This window comes from Streptomyces nidicola (assembly GCF_050106155.1).
GTDB lineage: Bacteria > Actinomycetota > Actinomycetes > Streptomycetales > Streptomycetaceae > Streptomyces.
Map to the genome: position 1 here is coordinate 8,052,886 of NZ_JBNBPI010000001.1, position 11,512 is coordinate 8,064,397.

The 11,512-nt window shown below is 71.6% G+C and carries 12 protein-coding genes and 1 riboswitch; of the genes, 5 read left to right on the forward strand and 7 right to left on the reverse strand.

Annotation, left to right across the window (positions count from 1 at the left end):
- Window positions 1-57: 57 nt before the first annotated feature.
- The 4 genes from nicT to rho all read right to left on the reverse strand — a co-directional run bounded on the left by nicT (window position 58) and on the right by rho (window position 3,673).
- Window positions 58-1,176 (reverse strand): Nickel transporter NicT, encoded by a 1,119-nt coding sequence (gene nicT / locus ACOKM3_RS36345; protein ID WP_426905505.1) that lies wholly within the window; start codon window positions 1,174-1,176, stop codon window positions 58-60.
- 31 nt (window positions 1,177-1,207) lie between these two features.
- Window positions 1,208-1,423: riboswitch (cobalamin riboswitch) on the reverse strand.
- 14 nt (window positions 1,424-1,437) lie between these two features.
- On the reverse strand, window positions 1,438-1,941 hold the full coding sequence (locus ACOKM3_RS36350; protein ID WP_426905506.1) for an inorganic diphosphatase: 504 nt from the start codon (window positions 1,939-1,941) through the stop codon (window positions 1,438-1,440).
- Window positions 1,942-2,006: 65 nt separating this feature from the next.
- Window positions 2,007-2,498 (reverse strand): GNAT family N-acetyltransferase, encoded by a 492-nt coding sequence (locus ACOKM3_RS36355; RefSeq protein ID WP_426905507.1) that lies wholly within the window; start codon window positions 2,496-2,498, stop codon window positions 2,007-2,009.
- Between the two features lie 29 nt (window positions 2,499-2,527).
- Window positions 2,528-3,673, reverse strand: a complete 1,146-nt coding sequence (gene rho / locus ACOKM3_RS36360) for a transcription termination factor Rho (RefSeq protein WP_426905508.1) — start codon at window positions 3,671-3,673, stop codon at window positions 2,528-2,530.
- 358 nt (window positions 3,674-4,031) lie between these two features.
- Here rho and ACOKM3_RS36365 point away from each other — a divergent pair, with 358 nt between their 5' ends.
- Both ACOKM3_RS36365 and ACOKM3_RS36370 read left to right on the forward strand, forming a co-directional pair.
- A complete protein-coding gene (locus tag ACOKM3_RS36365) occupies window positions 4,032-4,742 on the forward strand; it encodes a class I SAM-dependent methyltransferase (RefSeq protein WP_426905509.1) in 711 nt (236 codons plus the stop codon).
- A gap of 111 nt (window positions 4,743-4,853) precedes the next feature.
- A complete protein-coding gene (locus tag ACOKM3_RS36370; RefSeq protein ID WP_426905510.1) occupies window positions 4,854-5,648 on the forward strand; it encodes a VOC family protein in 795 nt (264 codons plus the stop codon).
- A 3-nt stretch (window positions 5,649-5,651) separates the two neighbouring features.
- On the opposite strand, the gene def is transcribed toward ACOKM3_RS36370, so the two are convergent.
- A complete protein-coding gene (def, locus tag ACOKM3_RS36375; RefSeq protein WP_426905511.1) occupies window positions 5,652-6,299 on the reverse strand; it encodes a peptide deformylase in 648 nt (215 codons plus the stop codon).
- A 142-nt stretch (window positions 6,300-6,441) separates the two neighbouring features.
- On the opposite strand from def, the gene ACOKM3_RS36380 reads away from it, so the two are divergent.
- The gene (locus ACOKM3_RS36380; protein WP_426905512.1) at window positions 6,442-7,167 is read left to right on the forward strand and encodes a GNAT family N-acetyltransferase; all 726 of its coding nucleotides are present in this window, start codon (window positions 6,442-6,444) and stop codon (window positions 7,165-7,167) included.
- A 31-nt stretch (window positions 7,168-7,198) separates the two neighbouring features.
- Here the strand turns inward: ACOKM3_RS36380 and ACOKM3_RS36385 are convergent, their stop codons facing one another.
- Window positions 7,199-7,660: a MarR family winged helix-turn-helix transcriptional regulator gene (locus ACOKM3_RS36385; protein ID WP_426905513.1), complete on the reverse strand. Its 462-nt coding sequence runs from the start codon at window positions 7,658-7,660 to the stop codon at window positions 7,199-7,201.
- 151 nt (window positions 7,661-7,811) lie between these two features.
- Between ACOKM3_RS36385 and ACOKM3_RS36390 the strand changes: the two genes are divergently transcribed.
- Together ACOKM3_RS36390 and ACOKM3_RS36395 are read left to right on the forward strand one after the other, a co-directional pair.
- Window positions 7,812-9,827: an FAD-dependent oxidoreductase gene (locus tag ACOKM3_RS36390; RefSeq protein WP_426905514.1), complete on the forward strand. Its 2,016-nt coding sequence runs from the start codon at window positions 7,812-7,814 to the stop codon at window positions 9,825-9,827.
- 100 nt (window positions 9,828-9,927) lie between these two features.
- Complete coding sequence (locus ACOKM3_RS36395) at window positions 9,928-10,455, forward strand: PadR family transcriptional regulator (RefSeq protein ID WP_426905515.1); 528 nt, start codon at window positions 9,928-9,930, stop codon at window positions 10,453-10,455.
- Between the two features lie 3 nt (window positions 10,456-10,458).
- Here the strand turns inward: ACOKM3_RS36395 and ACOKM3_RS36400 are convergent, their stop codons facing one another.
- On the reverse strand, window positions 10,459-11,457 hold the full coding sequence (locus tag ACOKM3_RS36400) for a fibronectin type III domain-containing protein (RefSeq protein ID WP_426905516.1): 999 nt from the start codon (window positions 11,455-11,457) through the stop codon (window positions 10,459-10,461).
- Window positions 11,458-11,512 lie beyond the last annotated feature (55 nt).

The window sequence follows — 11,512 nt, forward strand, 5'->3', positions numbered from 1 at the left end:
GCGCGGGGTTGCCCGCTGCGTTCAGTGCAGCAGGGGCCGCGCGCCCGGGCAACCGAATTACGCGCCGTCGGCCACCCGCGCCGACCACCGCTGCTCGACCCGCGCCAGCCGCCAGTAGGCGATCGCCGCCGCCCACACGACCACGAACAGGCCCACGATCACGTAGCCGACGTTGTCGAGGTCGAGACCGGCGATCCAGCCGGTCACCGCGTCGCTCAGGTCGAGCTTGTCGTGCAGGACGCCGACGAGTTCGATCGTGCCGATGAAGAACGCGACGGCGATCGACAGACCGGTGATGGTGAGGTTGTAGAACACCTTGCGCACCGGGTTGGAGAACGCCCACTGGTAGGCGAAGTTCATGAACGTGCCGTCGAGTGTGTCGAACAGGCTCATGCCCGCGGCGAACAGCAGCGGCAGGCACAGGATCGCGTACCACGGCAGGCCCGCGGCGGCGCCGCTGCCCGCCATCACCATCAGCGTCACCTCGGTCGCGGTGTCGAAGCCGAGGCCGAAGAGGAAGCCCAGCGGGAACATCTGGCCGGGGCGGGTGATGGACTTGGTGAAGCGGCCGAGGATCCGGTTCATGAACCCGCGGGAATCCAGGTGCTCCTCGAGCTTCCGCTCGTCGTAGGAGCCCGCGCGCATCGCCTTGAAGACCTTCAGAATGCCCATCAGGGCAACGAGGTTGAGCGCCGCGATGAGATACAGGAACGAACCGGAGACGGTGGTGCCGACGACGCCGAGCACCTGGTGGGTGCGCGAGTCGTCGTTCATCAGGGTGCCCGCGAGGGCTGCGCCGCCCGCGACGAGCGCCGCCATCGCGACGACCACACTGGAGTGGCCGAGCGCGAACCAGAAGCCGACCGAGACGGGCCGCTTGCCGTCCGCCATCAGCTTGCGGGTGGTGTTGTCGATGGCCGCGATGTGGTCGGCGTCGAAGGCGTGCCGCATGCCGAGCGTGTACGCCGTGATGCCGAGGCCGATACCGAAGGCCTTGTTGTCGACTTCGTAGTGCTCGGGGACGACGAGAAGGAACAGCACGCCGAACGCGACGACGTGCAGCGCGGCGATCACCGCGATCAGGCCGGCCGTGCGCAGCGTGTCCTCGCGGCGCCAACGGAAGGCAGGGGAGGGGGAGTTCAGGGCAGGGTTCGGGGAGTTCCCGGGCAGGGTCATGCGTCGATCACGCTCCAGCACCTCGTGGATCACTTCGTGAGATGCCGCGGCCGGTCTCCTGGCTTACGGGTGTGCCCGCCGCTCCGGCCTTCCCAGCGGCCGACGGCCGCCAGTGGCGTACAGGATGGAACGACGCGCTTCGGACGTCACTGTCCGAAACCCGATCACAGTGGCGAGGGCCGCTCCGGAATGGGCCCCTGAAGGGCCGTCACCGGTCTTCCCGAGCACCACGGCCCGACCACCCTACTACCTCCCTATCGCCTAACCGGAAGCGCGTTCGCGGGCGCGATGGATCTCCTTGTACGCCTTCTCCCGGCCCTCCCAGTGGGAGCCGTCGACCGATTTGCCCGGCTCCAGATCCTTGTAGACCTCGAAGAAATGGGTGATCTCCAGGCGGTCGAACTCGGGGATGTCCTCGATGTCCCGGACCGCGTCGTGCCGTGGATCGTGCGCGGGCACGCACAGCACCTTCTCGTCCGGGCCCTTCTCGTCGCTCATGACGAACATGCCGATCGCCCGGCACTCGACGACGCAGCCGGGGAACGTCGCGTCGCCGGTCAGGACGAGCGCGTCCAGCGGGTCCCCGTCGCCGCCGAGTGTGCCCTCGATGTAGCCGTAGTCCGCGGGGTACTGGGTCGACGTGAACAGCATCCGGTCGAGCCGGATCCGCCCGAGTTCGTGGTCCATCTCGTATTTGTTCCGTGAGCCCTGCGGGATCTCCACGGTCACGTCGAACGCCTCGGCGCGTGCCTGGCTGCTGCCCAATGTGGCCTCCTTGCCGCATTCCGACGCCCACGAGTGTGCGCCGTGCCGGGCAAGGGCGGAACCCCTCAGGCGGCCGGGGGAATGGGGAATTCGAGTTCGGGCCGGTCCCAGGCGACGGCCGGCGGACGCGCGGGCACGGTGCCGGTGCGGTGCGCGCCCATGGAGCGGTAGAAGCCCTCGGCCGGCGGGTGCGCGACGACCCGGACGTGGTCGAGGCCCGAGGCCCGCGCCTGCTCCCGCATATGGTCCACGAGCAGCCGCCCGATGCCCCGGCCCTGCGCCTCGTCCGCGACGAACATCAGGTCCAGCTCCGGCGGCTCGGTGAGCAGCGCGTAGAAGCCGAGCACCCGCTCGTCGGCCGGATTCATGGCTACGTAGACGTGGTGCGCCTCTACGTAGTCCGGGCCCACGCGGTAGCCCGCGACCATGGAGGCGTAGGGGTCCCGGTAGGCGCTGGAGTTGCGCACGAGGCGGGTGAGGCGCCGGGTGTCCTGGGCGGTGGCCCGCCGGACGGTGATCGGAGGGCCCCCTCCGCGGCGCGTAATGCTCGCGTTCATGGGTCGAGTATTACGCATCCGGGGCGGGGTCAGGCCGCGGGCACGGTGGACTGCGCCTGGCGCAGGAACGTGGCGTTGTCCGGGGTCTGGCGCAGCTTGTCGAGCAGGGCCTCGTAGGAAGCGGCCGGGTCCCGGCTCTGCAGGGCGCGCCGCAGCCCGCGCACGACGGCCAACTCGGCGGCGGGAAGCAGGAGTTCCTCGCGGCGGGTGCCGGAGGGGGCGAGCTCGACGGCCGGGTGGACGCGGCGCTGCGCGAGGACGCGGTCGAGGCGCAGCTCCATGTTGCCGGTGCTCTTGAGCTCCTCGAAGTAGTAGTCGTCGGCGCGGGAGCCGGTGTCGACGAGGGCGGTGGCGAGGATGGTCAGCGAACCGGCCTCCTCGGCGTCGCGGGCCGCGCCGAAGAAGCGCTTCGGGCCGTGCAGGGCGGCCGCGTCCACGCCGCCGGACAGGGTGCGGCCGCTGGTGGCGGCCGCGTTGTTGTACGCCCGGCACAGGCGGGTGAGGGAGTCGAGGAGGATCACCACGTCGCGGCCCTGCTCGGTGAGGCGTTTGGCGCGCTCCACGGCGAGTTCGGCGAGCGCGATGTGTGCCTTCGCCGGCTGGTCGAACGTCGAGGCGTACACCTCGCCGCGCACGGAGCGGCGCATGTCGGTGACCTCCTCGGGGCGCTCGTCGACGAGCACCACCATGAGGTGGGTCTCGGGGTGGTTCGCGGCGAACGCGGCGGCGAGTTGCTGAAGCAGGACCGTCTTGCCGGTCTTCGGCGGGGCGACGAGCAGGCCGCGCTGCCCCTTGCCGATCGGCGTGAACAGGTCGACGACCCGTCCGGCGAGCCCCGCGGCCGGGTGTTCGAGGCGGAAGCGCCCGCTGGGGTGCAGCGGGGTGAGGTCGGCGAAGCGCGGGCGGCGGCGGGTCGCGTCGGCGGGGGCGCCGCCGACGGTGTCGACGTGCGCGAGGCTGCGCGGCCTCCCGCACGTTCCCTCGACGAAGTCGCCCTTGCGCAGGCCGAGTTGGCGGATGAGGTGGGCGGGGACCTGGACGTCGTGCGGCGTGGGGATCAGGTCGGGCGCCCGCAGGAAACCGGGCCCGTTCCCGCCGATGTCGAGGACGCCGGCGGCGCGGACGGGTTCTTGGGGTGTGGCGGTGGTGGTGCTCATGGTGGTGGCCGTGGTCATGGTGATCACAGGTCCTTTCGCGGGCCGAGCCGCGGACGCGGTGGGCGTGCGGCGGCAGGCGTGCAAGGGCAGGGAAGGGGTGGGTTCCGGCGAGAGGCAGGGGCGGCTGTGCGCGCCCCGCGGCCGGGGAGAACCTGGTGTCGCGGCAACGGGTGAAGAGCCCGCCAGAAGCCGCTGACCAGGGATGACGTGCGCTGTGTGGCGACGGGGAGCCGTCGCACCAAAAGCGCTGAAGGAAGAGATTCGGTACCGGCGCCTCGAAACGGGCGAGCACATGTACCGCTTTGAGAGTAGCACCCGAACCCCGCAGCGCGGCAAGCCCCGACTTCGGGGCGGGCGCGCCCTATGCTGATCGGCCATGTTCACCGATCAGGGCCCCACCCTCCGCGAGCTGGCCGTTCAGGCGCTGTCCTCGGTCGAGCGGGGGTACGACCTGCTGGCGCCGAAATTCGACCACACGCCGTTTCGCACCCCGGATGTCGTGCTGGACGCCGTGGGCCGCACGCTCGCCGGGCTCGGCCCGTACGGCACCGGACTCGACCTGTGCTGCGGCACCGGGGCGGGCCTGCGCGTGCTGCGTGAGGCGGGTGTCGGGCGGGCCGTGGGCGTGGACTTCAGCGGCGGCATGCTGGACGTCGCGCGGCACGGTGAGCCGACGGCCGACTGTGTGCGCGCGGACGCGCTCGCGCTGCCCTTCGGCGAGGTCTTCGACCTGGTGGTGAGCTTCGGGGCGTTCGGGCACTTCCTGCCGCGCGAGTGGCCGCGGCTGTTCTCCGAGGTGTGCCAAGTGCTGCGCCCCGGCGGACAGTTCGCGTTCCCGTTGCCCGCGCCGATGGGGCCCGGTTCGCTGGGGTACTGGGCGATGCTCGGCTTCGACGGCGCGATGCGGGTGCGGAACGCGGTGTGGCGGCCCCCGTTCGTCATGTACTACCGGCCGTTCCGGCTCGGTGACGTACGGCGGGAGCTGGACCGCGCCGGGTTCGACGTGGCGCTCCACGCGCTGTCCGAACTCGGGGAGCGGCCGGACGGCAGCCCGCGGTGCAGGCTGGTCGTGGCCACGCGTCGGTAGCGCCTGTCGTTCGGATCAGGCCGGATCGCGCCGTACGCCCGCCGCGCCTAGCGTGGTCCCATACCTGCCGGGCCGCGTCGTGCCCGGCGACCGACGGAAGGGTGTCGCGTCATGTCCGCTCGTCCTGAAGGCGCGCCGGTCTGGGCCGACGCCATGTTCCCCGACCTGGAGGCCGCGAAGGGCTTCTACACGGAGCTGTTCGGCTGGACCTACGACGAGGGCAGCGCCGAGTTCGGCAACTACACGCAGGCGAGCACGCCCGACGGCAAGCGGGTCGCGGCGCTCGTACCGCAGATGCCCGGCGCGGAGGGCGTGCACCCCGCCTGGAACCTGTACCTCGCCACCGCCGACATCGCCTCGGTCGCCGAGCGGATCAAGGACGCGGGCGGCAGCCTCATGATGGACCCGATGCGGGTCGCGTCCTTCGGCACGATGGTCACCGCCCAGGACCCGGCGGGCGTCGTCTTCAGCGTCTGGCAGCCCGACACCCACGAGGGCTTCGAGAAGGTCAACGAGCCCGGCGCGTTCTGCTGGGCCGAGGTCAACACCCGCAACGCCGGGCGGACCGACTCCTTCTTCCCGAAGGTCTTCGGCTACGACGTGCAGAAGATGGCCGACGAGCACATGGACTTCAACGTCTGGATGCTGGACGGCGAACCGGCCATGGGCCGCTTGCAGATGACCGACGAATTCCCCGCGCACGTCCCTTCGTACGTCAATGTGTACTTCGTCGTCGAGGACTGCGACGCGGCCGTCGCCACCGTCCAACGCCTGGGCGGCAAACTGCACTTCGGCCCGGTGGACAGCCCCTTCGGCCGGTTCGCGGCGGTCGGGGACCCGCAGGGCGCGGCGTTCTCCGTCATCGACGTGAGCGCCGCCAAGGGCGAGATGCCGGACATGGGCTGACGGTCAGTCGGATACCGGGAGCGTGAACCCCAGCTCCTGGGCTGCGAGTTGGGGCGTCGGCTGCGCCCAGCGCTCCACTGCCGCGCTGCTCTGCGTGGACGACAACGAGCGCAGCTCGGCCCGGTCCAGATAGAGCGTGCCGTTCAGATGGTCCGTCTCGTGCTGCACGATCCGTGCGGGCCAGCCCGTGAACTCCTCGTCCACCGCGCGCCCTTGCTCGTCGAGGGCGCGCAGCCGCACGCGCTCGTGCCGGGCGACCACGGCCTGGTAGCCCGGCACGCTCAAGCACCCTTCGTAGAAGGCGACGTGCCGGGGCCCCACACCTTCGTACGACGGGTTGACCAGCACCCGGAACGGCTGCGGCACCCGCCCCCGTGCCGCGCGCACCTCCTCGCTCACGGCCGCCGCGTCCTCGATGACGGCGAGCCGCAGCGGCACCCCGATCTGCGGCGCGGCCAGGCCCACGCCGGGCGCGGCGTGCATGGTGACCCGCATCGCGGCGATCAGCCGGGCGAGCAGCTCGTCGGACAGCTGCCCGTCGACGGGCTCGGCGTGGCGGCGCAGGACCGGGTCGCCCGCCGCGACGATCGGCAGCGGTTCCTCGGTGGCGAGCAGGGACTCGACGTGATCACTCAGTGACGTGAACGGCATCGCGCCAGGATGCCAAGCGTGATCGCGGGGGCGCGGTGCGGGGTCCGGGAATGCGGCGGCGCCTCCGGCGGTTCTGGTCCTTTGGCCGCCGTGAACGGATGGGGCGGCAGTGGCTCAGGAGAAGGTTCGAAGGTTCCGCGGGATGACGCAGACGTACGAAGAGCACGAGGGCACCACCGGTCCCGACCTCGGGTTCCACCCCCTCGACCACCCCGCGTACGCCGCGCTCACCGGCCCGCACGCGCACTTCGCCGAGCGCAGCGGCCGCGCCCTGCGCTATCCCACCGCCGTCACGCCGTGGACCGCGCTGCCCCCGGATCCCGGGCCCGCGGACTGGGCGGATCTCGCCGCCTTCGCCGCGCCCGACGGCACCCTGCCGCTGCTCGGCACCGACATCGGGCTGCCGGACGGCTGGGAGGCGACGGTGGACTTCGCGGGTGTGCGCATGGTCGGCGACGCCGTGGCCGCGGCCCTGGACCCGGAAGCCGTCCTGCTCACCGCCGCCGACGTGCCGGAGATGCTCGACCTGGTGGAGCGCACCCGGCCGGGCCCGTTCACGCCCCGCACCATCGAAATGGGCACCTACCTGGGCATCCGCAGCGGCGGCGCACTCATCGCGATGGCGGGGGAGCGCCTGCACCTGCCCGGATACACCGAGGTCAGCGCCGTGTGCACCGACCCGGACCACCGGGGCAAGGGGCTCGCGGGCCGACTGGTGAAGGCCGTCGCGGCCGTGGTCCAGGAGCGCGGCGAGACCCCGTTCCTGCACACCGGCGCGGACAACATCAACGCGATCCGGCTGTACGGGTCCCTGGGCTTCCACCTGCGCAACACGACCCACTTCCGGACGGTGCGCGCGCCGCGGTAGCCCGGAGCGGCCCACGAGAGCGGGGAGCGGCCTACGAGCCGCTTTCCTCCTCCTGGGCCGCGTGGTTGTAGCGCACCAGGTAGTCCGCGAACCGCTCCAGGTCCTCCTCCGGCCAGTCCGCCAGGCGCTCGCCGAAGATCTGGCGGCGGTTGACGGTCACCTGGCGCAGCACGTCGGCGCCGGCCTCGGTCGGGTGCAGGACCTGGACCCGGTGGTCGTCGGGGTCGACCCGCCGGATCACGAGCCCGGCCCGTTGCAGGGCGGCCACCTGCCGGCTGACCGTCGACTTGTCGAGGGCGTAGTGCGCCGCCAGGTCCGTGGCGCGGCAGCCGCCCCGCTCGTCGAGGTGGGCGAGCAGCGAGTACGAGACGAGCGACAGCTCCGGGTGCATCCGCGCGGCGGTGGCCCGCGCGCGCCGGGCGAACGAGGTCAGCTCGCGCTGAATGGTCTCCACGGCGGCCTCGCGGTCGGCCGCGTGATCTGGCTGTGCCACGGCGGTTCCTTTCGGGGTGCTCGTTGCACTCTACAACCCAGCCCACCCACTGGCGGCCCGACGTGGCGCGGATCTCTTATGCAACTTGTTGCAAAACAACGGCGGTGTCCTCTACAACTGATTCGACCGTTCACCGCTCACGGAGGGCCCCATGAGCCGCTACCCGCACCTGCTCGCCCCGCTCGACCTCGGTTTCACGACGCTCCCCAACCGCGTCCTGATGGGCTCGATGCACGTGGGCCTGGAGGAGGCTCCGAACGGTTTCGCGCGCATGGCCGAGTTCTACGCGACCCGCGCCCGCGGCGGTGTCGGCCTCATCGTCACCGGTGGCATCGCCCCCAACGCCGAGGGCTGCTCCTTCGAGGGCGGCGCCAAGATGACGACCGAGGCGGAGGCCGAGCAGCACCGCGAGATCACCGACGCCGTGCACGCGGCCGGCGGCAGGATCGCCATGCAGATCCTGCACTTCGGCCGGTACGCCTACCACCCGAACCTGGTCGCCCCGAGCGCGCTGCAGGCCCCCATCAGCCCCTGCGTGCCGAACGAGCTGAGCGACGCGGACGTCGAGCGGACCATCGAGGACTACGTGCGCGCCGCCGAGCTCGCCAAGTCCGCCGGGTACGACGGCGTCGAGGTCATGGGCTCCGAGGGCTACCTCATCAACGAGTTCATCGTCTCCGCCACCAACCACCGCGAGGACCGCTGGGGCGGTTCGTACGAGAACCGGATCCGGTTCGCCGTCGAGATCGTGCGGCGCGTGCGCGAGCGGGTCGGGCCGGACTTCATCCTCATCTACCGGCTGTCCATGCTGGATCTGGTCCCCGGCGGCTCGACTCTCGACGAGGTCGTGCAGCTCGCCAAGGAGATCGAGGCGGCCGGCGCGACCATCATCAACACCGGCATCGGCTGGCACGAGGCGCGCATCCCCACCATCGCCACGTCCGTGCCGCGCGGCGCATACAGCTTCGTCACCAAGAAGGTCATGGGCGAGGTGAACGTCCCGCTCGTCACCACGAACCGCATCAACACCCCGGAACTCGCCGAGGAGTTGCTCGCCGACGGCGCCGCCGACATGGTCTCCATGGCGCGCCCGATGCTCGCCGACCCGGACTTCGTGAACAAGGCCGCCGCCGAGCGCTCCGACACCATCAACACCTGCATCGGCTGCAACCAGGCCTGCCTCGACCACATCTTCAGCCTCCAGATCACCTCCTGCCTGGTGAACCCGCGCGCCTGCCACGAGACCGAGCTGGTGCTCTCGCCGACCCGGATCCGCAAGCGCGTCGCCGTCGTCGGCGCGGGCCCCGCCGGTCTCGCCTGCGCCGTCAGCGCCGCCGAGCGCGGCCACGACGTGACCCTGTTCGACGCCGCCGCCGAGATCGGCGGGCAGCTCAACGTCGCCCGCCAGGTCCCCGGCAAGGAGGAGTTCAACGAGACGCTGCGCTACTTCCGCACGCAGCTCGAACTGCACGGTGTGAACGTCAAGTTGGAGACCCGCGTCGCCGCCGGCGACCTCGACTCCTACGACGAGGTCGTCGTCGCCACCGGCGTCGCCCCGCGCACCCCCGCCATCGACGGCGTCGACCACCCGAAGGTCGTCGGCTACCTCGACGTCCTGCGCGGCGGCGCGCCCGTCGGCGACCGTGTCGCCATCATCGGCGCCGGCGGCATCGGCTTCGACGTCGCCGAGTACCTCACCGACGACGGCGAGAAGGCGAGCCTCGACCCGGCCACGTACTTCCGGCAGTGGGGCGTCGACATGGACTACGCCGACCGCGGCGGCCTCACCAAGCCCGAGCGGCCCGCCCCGCCCCGCCAGGTGCACCTCGTGCAGCGCAAGACCACCAAGGTCGGCGCGGGCCTCGGCAAGACGACCGGCTGGATCCACCGCACCGAACTGCGCCACCGCGGTGTCACCATGGTCGCGGGCGCCACGTACGACCTCATCGACGACGCGGGCCTGCACATCACCGTCGAGGGCGAGCAGTCCCTCATCCCCGTCGACACCGTCGTCCTGTGCGCGGGCCAGGAACCCCACCGCTCGCTGTACGACGACCTGGTGGCCGCCGGACGTACCCCGCACCTGATCGGCGGCGCCGACCTCGCGGCCGAGCTGGACGCCAAGCGCGCCATCAAACAGGGCACCGAGGTCGCGGCGGCCCTGTAGGGCCCGCCCCAGAGACCGGGGAGTCACGTGACCGGGCCCGCCGGACACGTGACTCCCCTTCGCCCATGTCCACTCACGGGAACTCACCTACCCTTACGACATGTCACTCCCGCACGCGATCCTCACGGCGCTCCTGGAGAAGCCGTCGTCGGGCCTCGAGCTGACCCGCAGGTTCGACAGGTCCATCGGCTACTTCTGGTCGGCCACGCACCAGCAGATCTACCGGGAGCTCGGCAAACTCGAACGCGAGGGACTGATCCGCGCACTGCCCACCGAGACACCCGCGCGCGGCCAGAAGAAGGAGTACGAGGTCCTGCCGCGGGGCCGTGCGGAACTGGCCCGCTGGACCGCCACCCCCCAGGACCCCAGGCCGCTGCGCGACCCGCTGCCGCTGCGCCTGCGCTCCGCCGCGGTGGTCGGCACGGCGGGCATCGCCGAGGACCTGACCCGCCATCTCGCCCTGCACCGCGAGCAGTTGGCGACGTACCAGGACATCGAGAAGCGGGACTTCCCGCCGGAGAAGAACAGTGAGGCGGACCGCCTCCAGCACGCGGTGCTGCGCGCGGGCATCGATCTCGAACGGTTCTGGGTGGACTGGCTGGAGCGGACCCTCACGGAGCTGGACTGAACCTCAGCGACTCCCCGTGGTCACCTTTCGCTCCGCCGAGAAGGCGCCCCATGTCCCGTCCGGCAACTGCGCGCGCAGCTTCACCCGGTGCTCCACGTGCGGCTTCTTGCCGATGTAGAAGCTGTACGTCGCCGAGTCGGCCGGCGCGCTCTCGCCCCACATCACCGTCGTCGCCTCCTGGCCGTCCAGGTACACCTGGTATGCCGGGACCTCGCCGCCGGTCCGGGGCGGCGTCCACGCCAGGTCGATGTAGTACGCGCCCTTCGCGCGCCGCGTCGACGCCTCGAACTCCGCAGGCGCGGTACCGGGCCCCTCCTCGTCCTTGCCGCGCGCGGTCGTCAGGCGCAGGGCCCCGCTCGCGGCCGAGGTGTTGTCGGCGGCGTCCCGGGCGCGCACGCTGAACGCGTACGCGGTGCCCGGCCGCAGCCCGGTGACCAGCGCCCGAGTCTCCTTGCCGCCGACGCCGTGGATCTTCGTGGCGCCCTGGTAGATGTCGTACGAGGCGACGCCCCGGTCGTCCGTCGCCTTCCGCCACGCCAGCGAGACGGCGCGGCTCCCGTCCGCCTCTCCGCGCAGCCCGGTCGGCCGACTCGGCGCAGCGCGGTCCTCCTTGACGGCGGCCGGGGTGGTGACGGTGACGCGGGTGCCGGCGGGCCCCAGGGAGCCGTCCGTGCCGCGGGCCCGCACCGTGAACACGTAACGGGACGTGGGGGCGAGCCCGGTGACGTCCACCATGTGCCGCTCCGCGGGCAGCCGCTTCACGCGCTTGCCGCCGCGGTACACCACGTACTCCTTGACCTCCGCCGTGCTCGCGGGGCGGTTCCACATGACGTGCACGGAGGTGGCGCTTCCGGCCTGCGCGGTGACCCCGGCCGGCGCCGACAGGGCGGGCCCCTCGGCCTTCGCGCTGTCGGATAGGAGTCCGCAGGAGGCGAGCACGGGCACGAGCGCGGCGGCGCAGGCCGTGCGGGCGAGCAGGGCGCGTGGGGGGAGGCGTCGCACGGAGGGCCTTCCGTTCGAGCGGATTGGTACAGACCTGTATGGCACGAGAGGAGGG

Bases quoted from the DNA above. Each gene is read 5' to 3' on its own strand.
- def (WP_426905511.1), bottom strand. From the start codon at position 6,299: ATGCCGTTCACGTCACTGAGTGATCACGTCGAGTCCCTGCTCGCCACC.
- ACOKM3_RS36355 (WP_426905507.1), bottom strand. From the start codon at position 2,498: ATGAACGCGAGCATTACGCGCCGCGGAGGGGGCCCTCCGATCACCGTC.
- ACOKM3_RS36380 (WP_426905512.1), top strand. From the start codon at position 6,442: ATGACGCAGACGTACGAAGAGCACGAGGGCACCACCGGTCCCGACCTC.
- ACOKM3_RS36390 (WP_426905514.1), top strand. From the start codon at position 7,812: ATGAGCCGCTACCCGCACCTGCTCGCCCCGCTCGACCTCGGTTTCACG.
- nicT (WP_426905505.1), bottom strand. From the start codon at position 1,176: ATGACCCTGCCCGGGAACTCCCCGAACCCTGCCCTGAACTCCCCCTCC.
- ACOKM3_RS36370 (WP_426905510.1), top strand. From the start codon at position 4,854: ATGTCCGCTCGTCCTGAAGGCGCGCCGGTCTGGGCCGACGCCATGTTC.
- ACOKM3_RS36365 (WP_426905509.1), top strand. From the start codon at position 4,032: ATGTTCACCGATCAGGGCCCCACCCTCCGCGAGCTGGCCGTTCAGGCG.
- ACOKM3_RS36395 (WP_426905515.1), top strand. From the start codon at position 9,928: ATGTCACTCCCGCACGCGATCCTCACGGCGCTCCTGGAGAAGCCGTCG.
- rho (WP_426905508.1), bottom strand. From the start codon at position 3,673: ATGACCACGGCCACCACCATGAGCACCACCACCGCCACACCCCAAGAA.